Origin of the sequence: Streptomyces formicae, from assembly GCF_002556545.1 — a bacterium.
Taxonomy (GTDB): Bacteria; Actinomycetota; Actinomycetes; order Streptomycetales; family Streptomycetaceae; genus Streptomyces; species Streptomyces formicae_A.
Genome location: NZ_CP022685.1, coordinates 103,822 through 124,990, shown reverse-complemented (window position 1 = coordinate 124,990; position 21,169 = coordinate 103,822). Strand labels below are relative to the sequence as shown.

Here is a 21,169-nt window from a genome sequence, read left to right as displayed (position 1 = left end):
CTCCTTCTACATCTGTAGAAAGGGACCTTACCCCGTGCTTCTACGGGTGTAGAAGGCGGGTGTAGAAAGGTGCCATGACCTCGGATCGGCGCACCCTGCTGGCAGACGCGGCCCTCGACGTACTCGCCGACGACGGCATGCGCGGCCTGACCCACCGCGCCGTCGACCGGAAGGCCGCCATGCCGCCCGGCACCACCTCGGCCTACTTCCGCACCCGCGCGGCCCTGCTGACCGGACTCGTCACCCGCCTCGTCCAACGCGACCAGGCGGAACTTCACGCGATGGCCGAAGCGCTCCCACCCCTGCGTACCGCCGAGGAGTTGGTGGAGGGCATGGCGGCGCTCACCCGGAAGCGACTCACCGGCGAGGGCCGCCGCCGCTCGCTCGCCCGCTATGCCTGCACCGTCGAGAGCGTGCGCGACGCGGAGCTGCGCGAGATCCTCGTGCCCCGGGACAACCCCGGCCGCGAGGCCGTCCGGCTCTTTCTCGCCGCGCACGGCGTCACGGACGTCGAGAACCGCACGCACACGTTGCTGACCTGCATCGACGGACTGGTCTTCGACGGGCTGGTGAGCGGCGGCGAAGTACGGCGCGAGGCCCTCGAAGGGCTGGTCGCCGCGGCGCTGCGCCAGGCACCTGGCAGGTAGTGGCGACCTAGGCCCCTGCTGGAACCACCGGTCCGCCGTGTGCCGTCACTTCCCGCCCGTCGCGCCCGGGGCCGCTCGGCTCAGCCCAGCGCATCCATCACGGAGATGACATACGCGTCGAGCCGCTCCTCCACGGCCCGCGTCGTCAGCTCCGTCCTCCCCGACTCACGCCACGCCCGCGCCACCAACGCCACTTCTTCCGAAGCGGCGAGCGCGTCCCGCACCTGCCAGTACAGCCGCTCGCCCGAGGCCGCCGCCAGCACCCCGCCGGCCTTCTCGTACGCATCGGCGAACCGCAGGCCCCATGCCGGGCCGTGCAGCAGCGCGAGAGTGGTGGAGCAGTGCGCCACATCGAGATCGGTGGGGCCCCAAGAGGCGCCCGCCCAGTCGATGACGCCAGTGACGGACGCGCCCGCCGCCCCCTCGGGCAGCACGTCGAACAGCACGTTGCCGGGCTGGAAGTCCCGATGCAGGAAGCGCCCCTCGTAGGGCGGCGCGGGCCTGCGTATCACCTCGATCGCCGCGGCCCACGCCGCCGCGTCGGCGCCCCGCGGAGTCACGACGGTGTCGGGGGTCGTCAACGCCTCGTACGTCTTGGGCCGTTCGGCGGGGCGCAACGCGTGGATCGCCACGAGTTGACCGGCCAGCGCGGGGACGCGCGCCTCCAGCCCTTCGTCGTCGAGGGTCGTCCGGCCCGCCAGATGTGTCTTGAGGAGCGCCGGATACTCGCAGTGCGCGGCGGTCGGATCAACCGCGACCAGCGCGGGGGCCGGTACGCCGGTCCCCGCGAGCAGGGTCAGGGCGAGGGCCTCCCTGTTCAGCCAGTCCTCGGCGGCCGCCTCGTAGGTCATGTCGACGAAGGTCCGCAGGACCAGGTCGCGAGTGGCGCCGTCCGGCGAACCGATGGTCAGCCGCCGCACTTCGGCGGTGATGCCGCCGTGCAGGGCCTCGACCCCGATGATCCGTTCACCCTCGTCCAGATGCCGTTCCACCCAGGCCCGTGCCAACGGCCGGACATCCGCGGCCTCATCGCGGTCGGTCACCGTGCCACCTCATCCCTCTTCCCGGCGCGCCAACGAGGCTGTCACCGTTCTCCGGAATGATCCACCGAGTTACCGTTGCCGGACCATCAACGTTCAAGGGGCGCATGTGAGCGAGCCGATCCGGTGGGGCAGCGAAGACCCCGGTCCCTTCTTCCACGGCACGAAGGCGGAGATCGCCGTCGGGGCCCTCCTGGAGCCGGGCTACGGCTCCAACTACGGCAAGGGCAGTACGGCGAACTTCGTCTACCTGACGGCCACGCTGGACGCCGCCGTCTGGGGAGCCGAACTCGCGGCCGGTGACGGGCGCGAGCGGATCTACCTCGTCGAGCCCACCGGCTCCTTCGAGGACGACCCGAATCTGACGGACAAGAAGTTCCCCGGCAACCCGACCCGGTCCTATCGCACGCGCCAGGCACTGCGCGTCCTCGCCGAGGTCAGAGACTGGCAAGGGCATTCGCCCGAGGTTCTCCAGCACATGCGGGATCACCTCGAAGCGCTCAAGGCCCAGGGCATCGAGGCCATCAACGACTGATCAGGCCGCCCCGCCCCCCGGAGCCCCTCCGGGCCGGCCGCACGCATGCACCCGGCCCGGACGGCGCCCGCGTCAACTCACCAGGTCTTGCCGGCCTGTTCCCTGATCGTGCGGTTGATCCGGTTGAAGAAGTTGGTCGTCGCGATCTCCAGGATGATCGCCGAGAGCTGATCCTCGTCGAAGTGGTCGGCCGCGGCGTCCCAGATCTCGTCGGTCACCCCCGCCGCACCGTCCTGGAGCCGGGTGGCGGCCTCGGTCAGCTCCAGCGCGGCCCGCTCCTCGTCGGAGAAGAAGGGCGTATCGCGCCACGTCACCACGTTGTGCAGCCGCTCCTCCGTCTCACCGGCCTTCTTCGCCGAGTCGATCGAGGCGAAGACGCACGGGCTGCAGCCGTTGATCTGGCTGGCCCGCAGGTGGACAAGGGCCAGCAGGCGGTGGTCGACGCCCCCGGCGGCTATCGCCTTGAAGATGTGCTGGATCGCGGTGCCCAGATCGGGGTCCAACGTGCCCTTCATACGTGCTTCCATCGGCTTCGCTCCTTCATCGGTTACCTGTGCCCTTTCGGGCTCGTCATCCCCATGACGGAGCGATGCCGAGGAAGGTAACAACATGCACGAGACCAGCCCGACGAATCCGGTGGCCGAGGCGTTCGAATCCCAGCGCGGCCGACTGCTCGCGGTCGCCCACCGCATGCTCGGCTCACACGCCGATGCCGAGGACGCGGTCCAGGAGGCGTGGCTGCGTCTGTCCCGCCAGGACGCGGCGGCCATCGCCAACCTCGGGGGCTGGCTGACCACGGTGGTGGGGCGGATCAGTCTCGACGTCCTGCGATCGCGCCAGGCCCGTCCCGAAGCGCCCTACGACCATCGGCTGCCCGAGCTCGTCGTGACGCTCGACGACGGTCCGGCTCCCGAGGACGACGCGGTGCTCGCCGACTCCCTGGGGCTCGCGCTGCTCGTCGTACTCGACTCGCTCGGACCGAACGAGCGGCTGGCGTTCGTGCTCCACGACCTGTTCGCGGTCCCGTTCGACGAGATCGGCAGGATCCTCGACAAGTCGACCGCCGCTGCCAAGATGCTCGCCAGTCGCGCTCGCAAGAAGGTGCGCGCGACCGAGCGGCCGACGGATGCGGGACGGGACCAGCGCAAGGTGGTTCAGGCCTTCTTGGCGGCGGCTCGCAGCGGCGACTTCCAGGAGTTGCTGCGGGTGCTCGACCCCGACGTACGCATGAGCATCGACACTCCCGCCGGGATGGTCGTCACCCTCGGAGCCACCAAGATCGCCGCAGGCGCGCAGTTGGCCGCGGGCGCCGCCTCGCTGGGTCACGCGGTGTTCGTCAACGGGCTGCCGGGGGTCATCTCCTGGCACGAGGACGGCACCCCGCTCTCCCTTCTCGCGTTCACCGTCAGGGACGGCCGGATCACCGGCATCACGGCCGTGGTCGATCCGGCGAAGCTCGCGCTGATGGACCTTCCGGCTCCTGGAGCGGGGAGGGGATGACGGGTGTGGCGTCTACTGAGGCGCCTTGGTCGGAGCCGTCGTGCCCTCCTCCTTGACGAGACGGTCACCCGTCGTCAGCGACTCCCACAGGGCCTTCTCGATACGGGCCTTCTTGGACGTGCCGTCGTCGAGGCGGACCTCGACGTAGTGGTAGAGGTTGGAGCCGTCGGGCATCGAGCGGGTCTTGTCGACGACGACGCCGTTCCAGACGTCCCCTGCTCGTACTTTGCGAGAGTTGAACATGTCGCCAGAGTATCGGCCCTGGCCATCGGCCCGATTCCGGCACGCGCCGCCGAGGAGCGCGCCGAGCGCCCCCGTCCTAGCGTGGAGCCCATGGCACTGGACTGGAACGGACTCCTCGTCGACCAGCTCGACTGGCACTGGCAGCACCAGCTGCGCGCGCGCCTTGACGGCCTCACCGACGACGAATACTTCTGGGAACCCGTACCGGACTGCTGGACCGTGCGCCCGAGCGGCACCGGCACGGCCCCGGTGCGGGCAGGATCCGGAGGCTTCACGATCGACTGGGCCTATCCGGAACCGGTTCCCGCGCCGGTCACGACGATCGCCTGGCGCCTCGGGCACATCCTCGTCGGCGTCCTGGGCGCGCGCAGCGCCGCACACTTCGGCGGGCCGCCCGTGGACTACATGACGTACGCGTATCCGGGGACAGGGGCGGCGGCGCTGGAGCAGCTCGACGCGGCGTACGCACGATGGATCGCCGGGGTACGGGGGCTCGGCGATGAGGGCTTGGCACGGCCGTGCGGCGAGGCCGAGGGAGCGTTCGCGCAGGAGCCGATGGCGACGCTCGTGCTGCACATCCACCGCGAGATGATCCACCACGGAGCGGAGATCGCTCTGCTCAGGGACCTGTACGCGCACCGGACGAGCCAGGGCGCGGCCGGCGTCGAGGGGACTGGGTCCCCGATGCCAGGGAACACGTGAATCGACAGCCGTGTCGAAGCTGCTGAATCGACGCGGCTGTGTCGAAGTTCCCGAGCGACGAAAGGCGAGAAGGCATGGAGATCTCCGGCATCTTCACCGCGATCGTGATCGGCATCGTGATCGGCGTCCTGGGCCGCCTGGTCATCCCCGGCCGCCAGCGCATCGGCATCGGCTGGACGATCCTGGTCGGCATCGTCGCGGCACTCGTCGGAACGGGCCTCGCCGGTGCCTTGGACGTCGCCGACACCAAGGGCATCGACTGGATCGAACTGGCCATCCAGGTCGGCCTCGCCGCACTCGGTGTCGTGGGTGTGGAGCGGCTCAAGGGCCGCCGATGAGGTGATGGCGGCGGGCCTCATACCAGCGCGGTACACCTCGTACCTCACTGGTGGGAACCGTCATCTCACTACAGTCCTGGGTCCAGTGGCAGGTCAACCCCCCGTCGGTTGTGCGTACTTGATCAGTGCGTCTACCGTTTCCACTCCGCCGCGGTGCGACGCGAAGACACGGGATCGCGAGGACGGCGCAACGCGGAGACGGGGGGATGAGCCATGCGGGACGGTATTGCGCGGCACACGTGGGAGGGGGTGCGTGACGCGCGGGTTTCGACACACCCGTTCACCACCGCGGACGGTCTCGCCCTGAACCTGACCCGCTTTCGGCGGGGCGAGGGCGAGGGCGACGACGTCGTGCTCCTGATGCACGGCCTGACCGCGTCGAGCGACCTGTTCATCATGCCCGAGCACTACAACATGGCGACCTACCTCCTGGACCACGGTTTCCCCGACGTGTGGGCGGTCGACCTGCGCATCAGCAGCCGGTACCCGTACAACACCGAACCCGGGGACTCCTCGCTGGACGACGTCGTCCACTACGACCATCCGGCCATGCTGGCCGAACTGCGTCGGCACGTAGGAGAGCGGCGCATCCACGTCGTCGCCCACTGCATGGGCTCCACGGCGTTGTCGATGAGCCTGGCCGCGGGCACGGTCACGGGGATCACCAGCATGGTCGCGCAGAGCGTGGGCCTGGTCGTCAAGGTGCCGGGCTGGTCCCGGTGGAAGATCGAATTCGCCCCGCCGCTGCTGGAACACGTGTTGGGGATGTCGGCCATCGATCCCAGGATGGGGAACTCGGCTCGCTTCACACGTTCCTGGGCGCTGTCGAAACTCGTGTCTCTCGCGCACCCGGAGTGTGACAACTCCGCGTGCCACCTCGTGAGCCTGATGTGGGGAGCCGGTTGGCCCGCCCTCTACAGCCACGCCAACCTGGAGCCGGAGACCCACGACCGGATCGGCGACCTCCTCGGCCCCACCGGCCTGCACTACTACCGGCACATCCGCAAGATGGTGCGGGCCGGACACGCGGTCAAGTACGCCACCGACGATCGCCGCCACGCGGCGCTGCCCGACGACTACCTCGCGCACGCGGCCGACATCAGCACCCCGATCCTCTTCATGACGGGGCAGGACAACCACGTCTTCGGCGACTCCAACGTCATCGGTCACCAGAAGCTCACGCAACTCGCCCCGGATCGGCACGAGTTGGCGGTCCTGCCCGGCTACGGATACCTCGACCCGATCATCGGCAAGAGGGCACACCTGGACGTCTTCCCGCGGATCCTGGACTTCCTCCAGCGGCAGGCGGTCTGACATGGGCAGGGACGGGACCGCGACAGAACACACCGCGACCGAACACGTCGACGTCCTGGTCGTCGGTTCGGGGTTCGGCGGCTCGGTCGCCGCCGAGCGCCTGGCGCAGGCAGGGCTCGGTGTGGTGGTGATGGAACGCGGCAGGGACTACCCGCCGGGCAGCTTCGCCCGCACACCCGCTCAGGCGGCGCGCGCGTTCTGGGCGCCCGAGACCGGTTCGTACGGCCTGTTCGACGTGTGGAGCTTCCGCCACTTCGACTCGGTCGTCGCCAGCGGCCTCGGCGGCGGTTCGCTCATCTACGCCAACGTACTGCTGCGCAAGGACGAGCACTGGTTCGTCGAACGGCAGCAACTGCCTGGCGGCGGCTACGAGTCCTGGCCGGTGACCCGCGCGGACCTCGACCCCCACTACGATGCGGTCGAGCGCGTGCTGAACCCCACGCCCTACCCGCTGGAGCACCCTGGATACGACGACGTCCCCAAGGCCCGCGCGATGCGCACCGCCGCCGACCGGCTCGGCCTCGAACACTTCCTCCCGCCCCTCGCCGTCAGCTTCGCGCCCGAGCCCGGCGCTCGGCCCGGCATCGGCCTGCCGATCGTCGAACCGGACCACGGAAACCTGCACGGGGCCACCCGCCGGACGTGTCGACTCTGCGGGGAGTGCAACATCGGCTGCAACGAGGGAGCCAAGAACAGCCTCGACTTCACCTACCTCTCGGCCGCGCGAGGACACGGCGCCGATCTGCGCACGGGGCACGAGGTACGCACGATCCGCCCCTCCGCGCGCGGCGGGTACGAGGTCGACTACCTGCGACGCGACCCCGCTCCGGACGGCCCGCCCGCCGACTGTGTCCCGGTCCGCACCCTCCACTGCGATCGCCTGGTCCTCGCCGCCGGTACCTACGGCACCTCCGGCCTCCTGCTGCGCAGCCGCCGACACCTCCCGGGGATCGGAGCGGCGCTCGGAACGCGCTTCTCCGGCAACGGAGACATCCTGTCGTTCGCCGTCCGCACCAAGGACGCTCACGACGCCCGCCCCTCCAGCGTGGCCCCGAGCCGAGGCCCGGTCATCACCAGCACCATCCGGCTGCCCGACGACCTCGACGGGCAGGACCACTCCGGATGCGTGCCACCGGGCAGGGGCGGCTACCTCCAGGACGGGGGTTACCCGGCCTTCGTCGGCTGGCTGGTCGAGGCGGCCGCGCTGCCCCGTGACGCGGGGCGGGCCGGACGCTTCCTGCTCCGGCAACTCGCCGCGCACGCCGTGGGCGACCCGGACGCCACGGCCGCCTCGCTGACGGGCCTCCTCGACGACGGCGTCCTGTCGGACACCTCCCTGCCGCTGCTCGGCATGGGCCGGGACACGCCGGACGGGGTACTGGTACTGCGGCGCGGCACCCTGGACGCCGAGTGGTCCACCGCAGGCAGCGCCCAGCACTACGCACGGGTGCGCGCGGCCCTGCGCGCCGTGTCCGAGGCCCTGGGCGGACGGTACGCGGACAGCCCTCACTGGCTGCTCAAGCGCGTCATCACCGTCCACCCCTGCGGCGGCGCTCCCATGGGCAGGAACCAAAGGGAGGGCGTCTGCGACGCGTTCGGAGAGGTCTACGGACATCCGGGCCTGTACGTCATGGACGCCGCGGCCATGCCGGGCCCTGTCGGCACCAACCCCGCCCTGACCGTGGCCGCACTGGCCGACCGGGCGTGCACCCGGCTGCTGGAGAAGCGTGCTTCGGGCGAGGCAGCCTCCCCTGACGCACCCGTCCCGTCGGACGCACCCGTACGCGTCCTGGACACCTACACCCAGCACAGCTCGGTGCAGTTCACCGAGACGATGACGGGTGACTGCGTGATGGGGGCGAGCGATCCGCGCGCGGCCCGGCGCTCCCCGGCGCGCGAACCGCTCCGCGCCCGGCTCACCCTCACCATCGACGACATCGACGAATTCCTGGCACGGCCCGACCACCCCGCCCGGGCCGACGGCTGGATAGAGGCGCGCGGCCTGGGCGGACGGCGTCCGGTGACCGACGGCGAGGTCCACGTCTTCGGCAGGGGCCGGACACCGGACCATCGTGAGCTGCGCTACCGGCTGTTCCTCACCGACGACACGGGGACCGCCCGCACCCTGATCGGCGTCAAGGACCTCGCTCCCGCAGGGCTCGGCAGACTGTGGCCCGCGACCACCACGCTTCCCTGCGTCCTGCTGGAAGGACACCTGAGCGCGAACGAGGACCGTACGGAAGGCATGGCGGACATCGTCGCCGCCGGTACCCTGCGCATCTCGCCACCCGCGTTCCTGCGCCAGCTCACCACCTTCCGTACGACGGGGCCACGAGCCGCCGCGACGCTCGCGCGTTTCCACGGGTTCTTCCTGGACGAGCTGCGCCGGATCTACGGACCGGCCAGGCTGTTGGGCTGAGGGGGCGTGGCACGCGCACGCTGAGCCCCGGTGCTCTACTCGCGGTCCGCTCCCGGACGCCCCGGCTGCGGCGGCGGGGCGATGCGGTATCCGGCGCCCGGCACGGTGGCGATGATCGAGGGTTCGCCGAGCCTTTTTCGCAGGGCGGAGACGGTGATGCGTACGGCGTTGGTGAACGGATCCGCGTTCTCGTCCCACGCGCGTTCCAGGAGCTCCTCGGCGCTGACGACACCGCCTTCGGCCGAGGCGAGGACTTCGAGCACGGCGAACTGCTTCCGGGTGAGCGCGATGTAGCGGTCGCCCCGGTAGACCTCCCTGCGGAAGGGATCCACCCGCAGCCCCGCGAACTCCCGGACGGGGGGTCTGATGTGGGCGCGTCGGCGATCGAGCGCTCTGAGCCTGAGCACGAGCTCGCGCAGGTCGAACGGCTTGGTGAGGTAATCGTCGGCACCGAGTTCGAACCCGGATGCCTTGTCGTCGAGACGGTCGGCCGCGGTGAGCATGAGGATCGGCATGCCGCTGCCGGAGGCGACGATGTGCGCGGCGATCTCGTCACCGGACCGGCCGGGGACGTCGCGGTCGAGGACGGCGATGTCGTAGACGTTGACGCTCAGGAGTTCCAGGGCGGTGTCACCGTCGCCCGCGATGTCGGCCGCGATGGCTTCCAGGCGCAGGCCGTCGCGGACGGCTTCTGCGAGATAGGGCTCGTCCTCGACGATCAGCACACGCATGCTCTCGATGCTACGAGCGGGCGCATATCGTCGCCGTATCGAAAACCGCATACGCGCTGACAACACGGCGCTGCCTTGACTGGCGGCATGAATCGAACCGCACCGTCAGCAGACTCGACGACCCGCCGGATCCGGTGGCTCGCGGTGTTCGGCCTGATAGCCGCCGTCGCTGTGCTCGCCGGGGCCTTCGGCCTTCGGCTGCCGACGTCCTCGTCCACTTCCGGAGCCCCGCCCTCCTCGGCCCGATCGCCCGGAGCGTCCGCACCGGCCGGGGCACGCGAGCCGTCTCGCGGGGAGCTCGGCGCGGCCGACGGTGTCGTACCCGACGGCGTGACGGTCTTCGACGACACGGTTCCCGCGGTGTCCCGCCTCGATCCGGAGCTGCTCCGGGCTCTGCGCCGGGCCGCGACATCCGCCGCGGACGACGGCGCCGAATTCCACGTCAACAGCGGCTGGCGTTCCCCCAAGTACCAGGAACAACTCTTCCGCCAGGCCGTCGCCAAGTACGGATCCGAGGACGAGGCCGCCCGCTGGGTGGCCACCACGGCGACGTCGCCCCACGTCGCGGGGGACGCGGCCGACATCGGGGAGTCCGACGCGGCCGACTGGCTGTCCGAGCACGGTGCCGATTACGGGCTGTGTCAGATCTACCGGAACGAACCCTGGCACTACGAACTGCGCGCTGACGCGGCCGACCACGGCTGCCCGCGCATGTATGCCGACCCCACCCAGGACCCGAGGATGCAGAAGTGACCGGCAGCGAACGAGGACAGACGGCTTTTCCGGCGGACACGGTGATGGTGGGGGAGTACGCGAACCCGGCGGATCCGGTCGACCCGGTGGGGCCGGTGGACTCACTGGACTCGGTGGCGCCCGCGCGCGAGGGCGTACGCCGCCGTGAGACCGGCTCCGGGACCTGGCGCGTACGGCTGCGCCGGGCGCTGCGCGCGACCTCCCGGCCCGGCCCCTGGAAGCGCGGCCCGGTGCTCGCGGCACTGGCGCTGCTCCTCGGCCTGCTCATGCTGGCGCACGCGTCGATCACGGACCGCGGGGGTCTGGGCAGCCTGGTGGAGACGTTCCTGCCGTGGTCCGCCCTGTTCGTTCCCGTGCTGTTCGCCGGGGCGCTGTGGCGCCGCTCCGCCTCCGCGACGCTCGCGCTCCTGCTCCCGGTCACGGTGTGGCTGAACCTCTTCGGCGGGCTGCTCGTCGACAAGTCCCACGCGGGCGGCGACCTGACGGTGGTCAGCCACAACGTCGACGCCGACAACCCCGACCCGACCGGCACCGCCCGCGACCTGATCGCCTCCACGGCGGACGTGCTGGCCCTGGAGGAGATCACCCCGCAGGCGAAGCCGCGGTACGAGAAGGCGCTGGCGAAGACGTATCCGTACCACGCGGTCCGGGGCACGGTCGGGCTGTGGAGCAAGCTGCCCCTGTCGGACACGGAGCCGGTCGACATCAAGCAGGACGCCGGACCCATGGGAGAGGCCAAATCGGCCGAAGCCACACTGCCCTACACCCGTGCGCTGCGCACGACGGTGGCCACGGAGCACGGTCCGCTGGCGGTGTACGTGGCCCACCTGGGGTCCGTACGCGTGGTTCCCGGCGTGGGCTTCGCGACGGACGACCGGGACCGCCACGCGAAGGCGCTCGCCGAGGCCGTCGCCGCCGAGCCGAACGAGCGGGTGGTGGTGCTCGGCGACCTCAACGGCACCATGGACGACCGCGCGTTCGCCGATCTCACGGCCCACCTGGACTCGGCCCAGGAGACGGCAGGGGACGGCTTCGGCTTCACCTGGCCGTCGAACTTCCCAGTGGCCCGGATCGACCAGATCCTGGTCCGCGGTGTGGCACCGGCGAGTTCGTGGGTGCTCCCGGCCACCGACAGCGACCATCTGCCGGTGGCGGCCGGACTCACGTGGTGAACCCCCGGGCCGCGCGAAGTCTGTTCGTGGCAGGGGCATGCCCATATGCTGTGCCGCCTTCGGGGTGTGGTGTGCGGGGGAGGGGGTCTGGTGAACGGTCTCCGTGCGGCCCTGGTCTGCCTGGTGTTCGCGTGTGCCGCGGTGGTGTCTCCGGCTACGGCCGTGACACCCGCGACGGCCGTGACACCGGCCGCTGCTGTGACGCCGAGGTGGTCGTCGCTGCCGGTGCCACCGGTCACGGCCCCACCGGTGACCGTGACCGACCTCGCCGCTCGCGGCCCAGGTGAGGCGTGGGCGACCGGCTACGAGCGCGCTCCCGACGGGCTGCGGCCGTTGTTGTACCGGTGGGACGGCGTGGCGTGGAGCAGGGACACCGCGTTCCCCGGCGCGGGCGAGTCCGGCTGGCTCGGCAAGGTGCAGTTCGTCGGCGACGAGGTGTGGATCTTCCACAACCGGGCGGGGGAGGGGGAGATCCTTCGCCGGTCGGCGGACGGCGGGTGGAACTCGGTCCCGCTGCCACAAACACTGTGGACCTACCAGGACTTCACCGCCGTGCCGGGGGCGGCGTGGGTGGTGGGCGAGGACGAGACCGGGCTGAAGGTGTGGCACTACGACGGCGCCACGTGGACCCGACAGGCCGCCCCCGAGGGCGTGTTGTTCCTGATGGGGGTCACCGCGCGGTCGGCCGACGAGGCATGGGCGTGGGCGGACACCAGTACCGGCACGGCGATCCTGCGCTGGGACGGCACGGCGTGGCGGGACGCGCAGGTGCCGCTGCCGCCGAACAGCAATGTGCACACGATGCTCCTCGAGCCGTCGGGCCGGATCACGCTGGGCGGCAGCCAGTACACCGACGGCGTGTCGCGCACCTACCTGATGACCCGGACCGAGCGAGGCAACGGGTCCACCTGGCGCACCACTTACCCGCCGCTCGGCGACACCTACACCGGGGCGATGGAGCGCGGCCCCGACGGCGCGCTGTGGCTCCCGGTGCGCAGCGACCGCGCGTTCCAGTCGAAGTACGCGCGGGTGGACGGCTCCCGCGTCACCTTCTCCTACGGCCCGGAACGCCCGAACGCGATCGACGTCGAACCCCAGGCACTGGCGCGCGTCGGAGAAGCCTTGCTGTCGTTCGGAACCGCCGAGATCTACGGCTCGAAACCGAACGTGATGAGCGAACGGCGGGGAGGCTGACATGGCGCGCCGACGTCTCCTCGCCGCTTTTTCCGCGGTCCTGGCCGCCGTCATCACCGTCATGAACGTCGCGACGTCGGCCGTGGCGGCGACCGGGACCTGGCAGCACGTTCCCGTCCCGGCCCAGGTACGACCCCAGGCCGCCATGAACGAAGCCGTGGCATTCGGCCCGGAGGGGGCGTGGGCGGTGGGCACCGACGCGGTCGGCCGCGAGGCCCCGGGATTCCCGCTGCTGCTGCGCTGGGACGGCACCGCGTGGAAACGTCAGGGTGTGCCGGGGCCCGGCTGGCAGGGAGAGCTGCTCTCCATCGCCGCGACCTCACCGACCGCGGCCTGGGCGGTCGGCCGGGACACGTCGGGCGGCGCCCGCCTGCTCCGCTTCGACGGCCGGGCCTGGTCGGAGAGCAGGGCGCCGCGTGGCGCGGTCCTCGACAAAGTCGTCGCGGGCGCCGGTGAGGTGTGGCTGATCGGCGCGCGGGACGGCACGCAGGTGTTGCTGCGCAGGGACGGGGGAGCCTGGCGGGAGGTGCCGGCGCCGCCCGGGTCCGTGTACGGGCTGCACGTCCTTGCGGCCGACGACGTCTGGGCCGCGGGCGCCACCGGCTCGGGCGCGGCGGTCTCGCACTGGGACGGGCAGGCGTGGCAGCAGACGATCGTGGGTTTTCCCCGGTCGGCGGTGAGCAGTGTGCTCGCGGTGTCGCCGACCGAGGTGTGGGCGGGCGGCACGGACGGCTTCGTCGGCGGCCCACCGGGACGGCCGATCCCGCCGCTGCTGGTCCGCTTCGACGGACAGACGTGGCACCGGGTGGCGCTGCCCGCCGACTTCGGATCGGTGAGCTCGCTGGCGCCTTCCCCGTCCGGTGAGTTGGGCTGGGTGGCGCTGGCCGGATCGCAGAAGCGGGGCCCCGTGGACGGCCCACCGCTGGTACCCGGGCCGGACTTCCTTTCCTGGAACGGGCAGTCGTTCACCGAGTACGGCGAACCGGCGGTGGCGGGGGAGGGCAGGTCCCGGACGCTGCGCCTCGCGCCGGTGCCGGGCACGGCGTCGGTGTGGTCGGTGGGCCGTGCCGATGGCCCGGAGGGCACGTTCGCGCCGCGCGTGCTGCGGTTCGGGTGAGCCCAAATCGCTTGGGGTAAGACCGAGTTGGGCTGGCGCGCAGGGGCTGGCACGCTTGGGGGTGAGGCCCGGTCGATGCCTCCTTCCCGGACCGCAGCCGTGTGTATCGTGCCCCGATGACGTCTCCCAAGAACGCACCGCTGGAAGCGAGGACGGCGGACCGCGCCTCTGCCGTCCTCCTGGACCAACTGGCCGACAAGCTCGGCGGCCGGGCCCGGGGCACCGTGGTGTTCGGCGAACCCGTCGTGAGCCAGGACGTCACCGTGATCCCTGTGGCGCGCATCGGGTTCGGCTTCGGCGGCAACACCGGCCAAGAGGCCGGTGACGACGGCGCGACCGGCGTGCTCGGCGGCGGGGGCGAAGCGAGGCCGCTGGGCTTCATCGAGATCAGAGCGGGCAGGACCACGTACAAGCCCATCCGCGATCCCTGGGTGAACACCCTCGCGCCACTGACGGGCGGCCTCCTGGCCGGGGCCGCGATCGCGCGCTACCTGGCGCGGCGCGCAAGGCGCTGAAGCAGCGCCGCGCGTGGATCCGGCATCGCGACGCGCCGACCGCCGCCGCCTCGGCGGCGGTCGGCGCGCGTGAGTGCTCCTGCGGCGTCGAGAACGACTCTCGCAGGCGTCAGACGGTCGTATCCGCCGGGTCCCTGTCCGGTGTGACGACGCCCTGCTCCAGTGCCATCTCCCGCGCCACCCGGGGCGCCGTCCACAGCGTCGGCAGCATGATGAAGCCCACCGGCACCGCCGTGATCACGATGAACGACTGCAGTGCCGTGATGCCGCCGTCGCCGACCAGGATCAGCACCGCGGCCGCCGTGCCCATCAGCAGGGCCCAGAACGCCCGTACCGCGCGCGTCGGTTCACCGGACGTCGTGCCCGCCGCGGCGATGCTGTACGACATCGAGTCGGTGGTCGTCACCACGAACGTGATCGTCAGCAGGAGCAGCGCGACCGCGACCACCGCGCCCATCGGGAGGCGCTGCGCCATGGAGATGACGGCGGCGTCCATGCCGACCGACTTCAGCGGGCCCGAGATCGAGCCGGGAGTGCGCTGTTCCAGGAAGATGCCGGTGCCGCCGAAGACCGTGAACCAGAACATGGTGGCCAGCGGAGGGATGATCGCCGTGGAGACCACGAGGTCGCGCAGCGTGCGGCCCTTGGAGATGCGGGCCACGAAGATGGACATCAGCGGCCCGTAGCCGAGGAACCAGCCGAAGAAGAAGACCGTCCAGGAGCCGAGCCACGCGTGATCGCCCCGGTTGAGGGAGAGCGGCACGAAGTCCCGCGCGTACTGGCCGACGCCGCCCAGGAACGAGTCCAGGACGAAGCCGAGGGAGCCGAGGACCAGGAAGACGGCCATCAGGGCGACCGCGAGCCAGATGTTGGCCTTGCTGAAGAACTGGATGCCCCGGTCGACGCCACTGGCGACGGAGAGTACGGCGACGACGGTCAGCAGGACGATGACGCCGAGCTGTACCGGGTAGCCGCCGGAGATGCCGAACACCTCGGAGAGCCCGTACGAGACCTGGAGGCCGAGGAAGCCGATCGGGCCGACGGTTCCGGCCACCACGGCGATGACGCAGACGACGTCGACGGCGGCCCCCAGCCGGGAGTGCCGGATGCGCTCGCCGAGGAACGGGTAGAGCAGCGTCCGAGGGCGCAGCGGCATGCCGCGCTCCTGGCCCCGGATCATCACGACCGAGGCGAGCGTTCCGAGGACGGCCCAGGCGAGGAAGCCCCAGTGCGCGAAGCTCTGGGAGAGCGCCGCGTTGGCCGCCTCCTGGGTGCCGCCCTTGACGCCGTCATAGAAGGGGGGCGTGTTGACGTAGTGCTGTACGGGCTCGCCCGCCGCGAAGAAGACGCCGCCGCCCGCGAGCAGCGTCGACATGATCATGGCGATCCACTGGAACCTGCCGTACTCCGGGCGCGCCCCCGCACCCCCGAGCCGCACCTTCCCGTACCGCGAGAAACCCAGCCACAGCGCGACGCCGAACGTCGCGAGCAGCAGCACCTGCCACAGCGGGCCGAACCACCGTGCGACGAAGGTGAAGGCGGCGTTCACGGCGTCACCCGTGGCCGTCGGCGCGATCAGCGCGGACAGGACGAACGCGGTGAGCAGCCCGCCGCTGACGGCGAGCACCGGAAGGTCGGTGCGCCCGCGTCCGCGGCCTCCGGGAGCCGCGGCGGGCGCCGTATGGCCCCCTTCGTCCTCGTCCGCGGCGGGCTCGCCGTCGGTGGGCACGACGGTACGGGCAGGGGAAGACGGCATGAGGTTCCTTGCTGAGGGGGATTCGCACACGAGGGCCGGGGCGCGCGGCACGGGGTGCTCGCGCGCACGGGCGGCAGGACCGCCAAGTGCGCAGGTCAGCAGGGAAGCGTGCTATCCGAAGAGCGGTCTCGTCAAATCCCGGACCCTGTGGGGCGGCGACTCCGTCCGCGTTCCGGACCGTCTCCGGCGGCACCCCCGCACGCGGAAAGTTTGACCGCTAAAGGTCTGCTGCTGCGTGAGTTTGACGATGTACCGTCACGCCGGAATGTGCCGAGCCCCCTCCACAACCGAAAGGACCGCGATGCTGCACTTGAGACGGCTGGCCTTGGCCGGCATAGCCGCAGCGGCCGCCCTGACCACGGCACCGGTGGCGCACGCCGCGTCCGCCACCGATACGACCTCGGCGGCGTCCGCGTCCGCCGTGGTGACGCTCCGCTTCGACGACAGCCAGGCCAGGGGCTGGGAGGCGGCGATCGCCGCCGGAGTCGCCTCGTGGAACAACAACGTGGACAACGTCAAACTGGTCGAGGCCCCGCCCGGTACCCGGGCCGAGATCCAGATCGTCGCCACCACCGGCTGGCCCCAGGCCACCATCGGCCCGGTACGCCCCGGCGGCCGAGGCCGCGTCGAACTCGGCAGTCAGGCGGTGAGCCAGGGGTACGACAAGACCCGCATCGCCGCCCATGAGATCGGCCACAACCTGGGCCTGCCGGACACCAAGCCGGGCCCGTGCTCCCAGCTCATGTCGGGCTCGTCGGCAGGCACGGCGTGCAGGAACGCGGTTCCCGACGCGGCCGAGCAGTCCCGCGTCGAGGCCGCCTACGCCAACCGCGTCGCAGCGCACACCGCGACCGGCGCTCCGCTGGTGGTGGACGCGCCATAGCTCCGAGAACGCCCCGGCACACCGGTGCCCGGCCGTGCTGTGCACGGCCGGGCACCCTGCGGTCACACGGCCTTGCCGCGGGCGACGTAGAGACGCATGCCGGTGAAGTCGAGGGTCACGTTGTAGGGCTTGTGGAAGCTGTGGAAGAAGGCGGCCCGCACGTCGAATCCGTAGGGGGCGAGCGTGGCCTGGGGGTGCGTCTCGCAGTAGATCTCCTCGGCGGAGGCGTCGCCCAGGCGGATCTCCTTCGGGTAGCAGGGGTAGGTGACGGCCGGGTGGCTGTGGGCGAACGTCCCGATCGGGCGGTCGTAGTCGCTGCGGATCCCCAACCGCTCGGCGGTCTCCCCGAAGACGACCGCGGCGCTCTCGCCGCCGCTCCCACCGAAGTTGACGCCGACGACCCCCTCGCGGGACCCGTCCTGTCCGGCGACGCTGCCCCTGCTGTGCACGTACTGATCGGCCAGCCACATCGGCAGCGGCTCGACGCCCGCCCGTGTGGCAGTGGCACGCGCCTGCCGGGCCGCCTCGGGAGTACGGCGACGCAGGATCAGCTGTCGGCCCGCGTAGTCGAACGTGGTGAGCAGGTGGGCGAAGACCCACGTGCCGATCATGCCCTCGCCGGCAGTGCCGACGTCCTTGCCCGACTCCGTCGCCGACCAGCCGACGGGGATGTTGCGCAGTTCGATGTCGCCCAGCGCGAAGGAGTCCAGGATCCCGTAGTGCGCCCAGACCTTCCCGCCCTCGACGTCGACCTGCTGGCTGGCGACGGGGCTCAGTCCCGCCTCCTTGGCCGCGGACGCCGTCAGACTCACGTTCGTGGCGCCGGTGTAGAACGTGAAGAGCCGCGGCGACCCGCCGTTGACCGAGGCGTGGAGCAGGGGCGCCGGATCCGTCTGCTGCCACGGCAGCCGCGCGATGTCGCCCCGGACCTGATAGGGCTCGCCACGAAATGCCGCGAACCACTTGGCGTAGGCCTCTTCACCGGCCGCCCGCCAGTGCGGCACGGACCGGGCGAATTCGTCCTGTCGCATGTAGCAGTCGCCCAGGAGGTAGTGGGCGTCCTTGTCGTCGGGCGCGAGCCGGACGGCGGTCTCGAGGTACTTCTCGGCGTCGCGGAAATGGTTCCCGAGGAGCCCGACCTGGCCGCGCCGCCGGGCCGCGTGCAGGTTCCCGGGATCCTTCCGCAAGACCTCCTCGTACGCACGACCGGCTCGCTCGAACTCCCCGGCCTTGAACAGCGCGTCCGCGTCACCGCTCCCGGCCAGCGCCGAGGCCGTCCCGCCCAGCAGCGGTGCGGTCGCGGCGGCCCCGGCCAGAGCGGCAGTGCTCCGTAACAGCGAGCGCCGTCCCCATCTCCTGTCGTCAGCCATGCCTTCTCCTTGTCGCCGAGCACGAGGGTTCATGGCTCTACTGAAGACGCGGTGATGTTGCCGGGACGTATGCGTTTTTCGATACGTCCGCGATACACGACCCCCGCCGGGGCCGTCACCGACCGGCGGCTGGCGGAGCGTCTAGTCGTGACCGAACTCTCCGTCGTGCGGGAAGCGGGACACGATCACGCCGTCGCCCAGTGAGTCCCGGCCCGCTATGAGCTGGTGCTGCGGTAGGCGCAGGAGCCGCAGGGTGGGGTGTGCCGCCAGCGAGGAGACGTCGATCGGCTCCTCGGCCGGGCCCAAGGTGAGCGATTCCAGTCGCGGGAAGGCCGCGAGCCAGTACCAGGTGACGGACTGGTCGCCCGGTAACCACAGGTGGGTCAGGCGGTCGGCCCGCAACTCCCGTACGAGATCGCTGGAGGTGAAGCCCGCGGCCACCCTGACCTGCCGCGGACTGCTCATCCGGCCCAGGACGGCCAGCTCCTCGGCACCGGTGACCTCCAGGTACACGCCGGTGCCGACCAGCCCAGAGAGCACGCTCTCCGCGTAGGAGACCGCGTCGAAGCGGTGCCACGCGGTGCACAGCAGTTGTCTGACCTGGGGTGTGGGGTGGGCCTGGTAGCGGGCGAGCACCGGAATCGCCGCGTCGCCACCGATGAGCACGGCGGTGTGCGCGGTGAACAGGGCCTCGTCGTCCGTCAGCCCGTCCGGGCCGGGCAGGAGCTCGAGCGCGACGGTGCCGATACCGGCGAGATCGTTCGCCTGCGCCAGGTTCCTGGGCGGGATGAGGGCGCCGGCCCGCTCGTTGATCGCGGCCCGCACCCGCGGCGCGAGCTCCGTGGCGTGTTCGACGGCGGCCGTCGCCAGGAGGTGCAGCTGACTCCTGCGGTACGAGGAAGTGGCACTGTCGCCCCGCCGTACCAGGTCCATCAGGAACTCGGCGCATTCCCCGGGCCGGGCATGGGCGACCGCCATACGGATGACGTCCTCCCACTGCGTTTCGGTGGCCCGCAGCACCAGGAGGGACATGTCGCCCTCTTCGACGGCGGCCTTGGCCCCCAGGTAGTCCTGAAAGGTGCGGTGGATGAAGTCGATGCTGCCGACGGCGGGTTCCCGCAGGAGACCGCTGCGCAGCAGCAGGTGCTGGAAGATGGCGAACGCGTCGCCCTGGGCCGCGGCCACGGGGACGCCGGGCAGGGTCTGTTCGATGATCCGCTCCGCGTGACTGCGGTCCAGCTCGGCCTTGCCGTTCAGGATGAACTTGTAGGCGAGGCGCTGCAGCAGACGGATCTTGGGTTCCTCGGTGAGTTCGATGCCGTCCGGCGGCGCCATGTCCCGTTCCAGGTCGCGCCGGGTGAGCAGCATGGAAAGCGCGGCTTCGTAGAGCTCCTTGCGGCCGCTGGGCAGATAGCCGCGCCGGTCGCAGTGCAGCGCGCAGATCAGGCCGCACATCAGCGGGTTGGTCGCGAGCCGGGCGAGGTCGTGCTTGGTGCGGACCGCCAGGTTGAGGGAGACCTCGTACGCGTCGAGGAGATGCCGCTCCTCCTCGGCGCTCACGCTGCGCGCCGCGTTGTGCCAGCGGTGGATGAACGACGTGACGTCGTGCTGGCGCATGGGGGCGAGGGACAGCTCGGTGAACTGCTCCGCGGCGAGCCACCGGTCGCGCACGGCCGACGGGCGGGAGGTCACCAGCCACAGGTTCCCGGGGTAGGTGCTGAGCAGGTCCTGCAGCCAACGCCGCGCCCGCTCCCGCACGTTGGCGGGCGCCTCGTCCGTCCCGTCGACCAGGATCAGGCCGCGCCCCGCCGCGAGCACCCGGTCCGCCCACCCGGGCGGCTGCGCGGCGGCCAGGGGGCAGCGGGTCCGGCTGAGGAACTCCTCCGGGGTGGGCAGGTCGGCGTGCTGGCGGGTGAGGGTGCGCATGGGCAGCACGAACGGCACGCGTCTGATGAGGGGGACGAGAGCGGAGTCGCCACTGCCGATGACGTTGATGTCCTGTTGGGCCGCGGTGACCGCGAGCCACTGCACCAGGGTGGTCTTGCCGGAGCCCGCGACGCCGCGCAGCAGCACGCGGTCACGTCCGTGGAACGCGTGCTCCGCCCGGATCGGGGCCTGGCGGGTCTCGTGGGCGAGGTCCGCCTCGAGGCTGAGGTAGGCGGTGTCGAGCGGCCACTGGTCGGGGGAGCGGGAGAGGTCGATCCCGTAGATCGTGAGCATGCCGTGCTTGTTCACGATGTGAGCCGCGTACCGTTCCTCGAACAGCGCGTCCTTGGAGAACGGCGCCGGTGTCCTGGCCAGCAGTAGATCCGTCTTCGCTATCACGTCGGCGAGTTGGCCGCTCTGTCGTACGAGCGTGCGGGCCACGAACGTCGACCGCTGCGTGAAGAAGTGCAGGATGTGCAGGCACGCGTTGTCCAACAGCGTGTCGTGCAGCTGCGCCGCGTCGGCGGACAGGTCACGCGTGACATCGGGGCCCGCCTCCTTCAGTGCCCGGACCAGGGTGGGCGCGCCGAGCTGAACGGCCTGGACGTCGTCCATCTCCAACTCGCCCAGGCGATACAGCGTGTGGGCCAGGGCCAGCGCGACGGGCTCTTCCTCGGCCGCGGCGATGGGCCGCTCGTGCGCGCTGACAGGACCCAGCGCTCTGCGCAGCAGCTCCGTGGCGATCTTGACGAGATCGCGCCCGGTCAGCGTCCGCTTCTCACCGGAGAAGGACACCAGAGAGGAGACCCGCACCGGACGGTCGACGAGACCGGCGCCCGCCCCCGCGCTCACGAACAGCTTCTTCACCAAGGGGGCCACGGCGCTGGAGGCCAGCCGGGCGGAGACGACACCTGGATCCATGCCCCCACCTCCACACCGGCGAAGCCCGCGGTCCGCGAGCCCGCTCGACGGGCTCGCGGAACAGCGTAGGGCCGCCGCCCGCCGTCGGCATCG

Annotated in this window: 20 protein-coding genes; 13 read left to right on the top strand and 7 right to left on the bottom strand. The window is 71.1% G+C overall.

Annotated elements, in window-relative coordinates; all coding sequences use genetic code 11:
• Window positions 1-74: 74 nt before the first annotated feature.
• Window positions 75-647, top strand: a complete 573-nt coding sequence (locus KY5_RS00550) for a TetR/AcrR family transcriptional regulator (RefSeq protein WP_098240279.1) — start codon at window positions 75-77, stop codon at window positions 645-647.
• A gap of 80 nt (window positions 648-727) precedes the next feature.
• On the opposite strand, the gene KY5_RS00545 is transcribed toward KY5_RS00550, so the two are convergent.
• Complete coding sequence (locus KY5_RS00545; protein WP_098240278.1) at window positions 728-1,690, bottom strand: phosphotransferase family protein; 963 nt, start codon at window positions 1,688-1,690, stop codon at window positions 728-730.
• Window positions 1,691-1,808: 118 nt separating this feature from the next.
• Between KY5_RS00545 and arr the strand changes: the two genes are divergently transcribed.
• Window positions 1,809-2,222, top strand: a complete 414-nt coding sequence (arr, locus tag KY5_RS00540; protein ID WP_418952859.1) for an NAD(+)--rifampin ADP-ribosyltransferase — start codon at window positions 1,809-1,811, stop codon at window positions 2,220-2,222.
• A gap of 77 nt (window positions 2,223-2,299) precedes the next feature.
• Here arr and KY5_RS00535 read toward each other — a convergent pair whose 3' ends face one another.
• Complete coding sequence (locus KY5_RS00535; protein ID WP_098240276.1) at window positions 2,300-2,749, bottom strand: carboxymuconolactone decarboxylase family protein; 450 nt, start codon at window positions 2,747-2,749, stop codon at window positions 2,300-2,302.
• A gap of 82 nt (window positions 2,750-2,831) precedes the next feature.
• Here KY5_RS00535 and KY5_RS00530 point away from each other — a divergent pair, with 82 nt between their 5' ends.
• A complete protein-coding gene (locus tag KY5_RS00530; RefSeq protein ID WP_098240275.1) occupies window positions 2,832-3,722 on the top strand; it encodes a sigma-70 family RNA polymerase sigma factor in 891 nt (296 codons plus the stop codon).
• Window positions 3,723-3,734: 12 nt separating this feature from the next.
• On the opposite strand, the gene KY5_RS00525 is transcribed toward KY5_RS00530, so the two are convergent.
• On the bottom strand, window positions 3,735-3,965 hold the full coding sequence (locus tag KY5_RS00525; RefSeq protein ID WP_098240274.1) for a DUF7489 domain-containing protein: 231 nt from the start codon (window positions 3,963-3,965) through the stop codon (window positions 3,735-3,737).
• A 90-nt stretch (window positions 3,966-4,055) separates the two neighbouring features.
• Here KY5_RS00525 and KY5_RS00520 point away from each other — a divergent pair, with 90 nt between their 5' ends.
• The 4 genes from KY5_RS00520 to KY5_RS00505 all read left to right on the top strand — a co-directional run bounded on the left by KY5_RS00520 (window position 4,056) and on the right by KY5_RS00505 (window position 8,738).
• The gene (locus KY5_RS00520) at window positions 4,056-4,667 is read left to right on the top strand and encodes a DinB family protein (protein WP_199842870.1); all 612 of its coding nucleotides are present in this window, start codon (window positions 4,056-4,058) and stop codon (window positions 4,665-4,667) included.
• Between the two features lie 74 nt (window positions 4,668-4,741).
• Window positions 4,742-5,005: a GlsB/YeaQ/YmgE family stress response membrane protein gene (locus KY5_RS00515; protein WP_098240273.1), complete on the top strand. Its 264-nt coding sequence runs from the start codon at window positions 4,742-4,744 to the stop codon at window positions 5,003-5,005.
• 213 nt (window positions 5,006-5,218) lie between these two features.
• The gene (locus KY5_RS00510; RefSeq protein WP_098240272.1) at window positions 5,219-6,319 is read left to right on the top strand and encodes an alpha/beta hydrolase; all 1,101 of its coding nucleotides are present in this window, start codon (window positions 5,219-5,221) and stop codon (window positions 6,317-6,319) included.
• A 1-nt stretch (window position 6,320) separates the two neighbouring features.
• Window positions 6,321-8,738 (top strand): GMC oxidoreductase, encoded by a 2,418-nt coding sequence (locus KY5_RS00505; protein WP_098240271.1) that lies wholly within the window; start codon window positions 6,321-6,323, stop codon window positions 8,736-8,738.
• A gap of 35 nt (window positions 8,739-8,773) precedes the next feature.
• On the opposite strand, the gene KY5_RS00500 is transcribed toward KY5_RS00505, so the two are convergent.
• Window positions 8,774-9,469: a response regulator transcription factor gene (locus KY5_RS00500; protein ID WP_098240270.1), complete on the bottom strand. Its 696-nt coding sequence runs from the start codon at window positions 9,467-9,469 to the stop codon at window positions 8,774-8,776.
• 87 nt (window positions 9,470-9,556) lie between these two features.
• On the opposite strand from KY5_RS00500, the gene KY5_RS00495 reads away from it, so the two are divergent.
• The 5 genes from KY5_RS00495 (at window position 9,557) to KY5_RS00475 (ending at window position 14,220) form a co-directional block, all read left to right on the top strand.
• Entirely contained in the window at window positions 9,557-10,222 is a 666-nt protein-coding gene (locus tag KY5_RS00495; protein ID WP_098240269.1) for a M15 family metallopeptidase, read from the top strand.
• A complete protein-coding gene (locus KY5_RS00490) occupies window positions 10,219-11,394 on the top strand; it encodes an endonuclease/exonuclease/phosphatase family protein (RefSeq protein ID WP_234362562.1) in 1,176 nt (391 codons plus the stop codon). Before KY5_RS00495 ends, KY5_RS00490 begins: the two co-directional genes overlap by 4 nt.
• Window positions 11,395-11,484: 90 nt before the next feature.
• The gene (locus KY5_RS00485; RefSeq protein ID WP_098240267.1) at window positions 11,485-12,588 is read left to right on the top strand and encodes a hypothetical protein; all 1,104 of its coding nucleotides are present in this window, start codon (window positions 11,485-11,487) and stop codon (window positions 12,586-12,588) included.
• A gap of 1 nt (window position 12,589) precedes the next feature.
• The gene (locus KY5_RS00480) at window positions 12,590-13,705 is read left to right on the top strand and encodes a hypothetical protein (RefSeq protein ID WP_098240266.1); all 1,116 of its coding nucleotides are present in this window, start codon (window positions 12,590-12,592) and stop codon (window positions 13,703-13,705) included.
• 116 nt (window positions 13,706-13,821) lie between these two features.
• The gene (locus KY5_RS00475; RefSeq protein ID WP_098240265.1) at window positions 13,822-14,220 is read left to right on the top strand and encodes a GerW family sporulation protein; all 399 of its coding nucleotides are present in this window, start codon (window positions 13,822-13,824) and stop codon (window positions 14,218-14,220) included.
• A 109-nt stretch (window positions 14,221-14,329) separates the two neighbouring features.
• Here the strand turns inward: KY5_RS00475 and KY5_RS00470 are convergent, their stop codons facing one another.
• Window positions 14,330-15,976, bottom strand: coding sequence for a BCCT family transporter (locus tag KY5_RS00470; protein ID WP_234362561.1), 1,647 nt, complete (start codon window positions 15,974-15,976; stop codon window positions 14,330-14,332).
• Window positions 15,977-16,277: 301 nt separating this feature from the next.
• Here KY5_RS00470 and KY5_RS00465 point away from each other — a divergent pair, with 301 nt between their 5' ends.
• Window positions 16,278-16,859 (top strand): snapalysin family zinc-dependent metalloprotease, encoded by a 582-nt coding sequence (locus KY5_RS00465; protein WP_098240264.1) that lies wholly within the window; start codon window positions 16,278-16,280, stop codon window positions 16,857-16,859.
• 62 nt (window positions 16,860-16,921) lie between these two features.
• Here the strand turns inward: KY5_RS00465 and KY5_RS00460 are convergent, their stop codons facing one another.
• Window positions 16,922-18,229, bottom strand: coding sequence for a retropepsin-like aspartic protease (locus tag KY5_RS00460; RefSeq protein ID WP_159072446.1), 1,308 nt, complete (start codon window positions 18,227-18,229; stop codon window positions 16,922-16,924).
• Window positions 18,230-18,370: 141 nt separating this feature from the next.
• A complete protein-coding gene (locus KY5_RS00455; protein WP_098240262.1) occupies window positions 18,371-21,076 on the bottom strand; it encodes an NACHT domain-containing protein in 2,706 nt (901 codons plus the stop codon).
• Window positions 21,077-21,169: the final 93 nt, after the last annotated feature.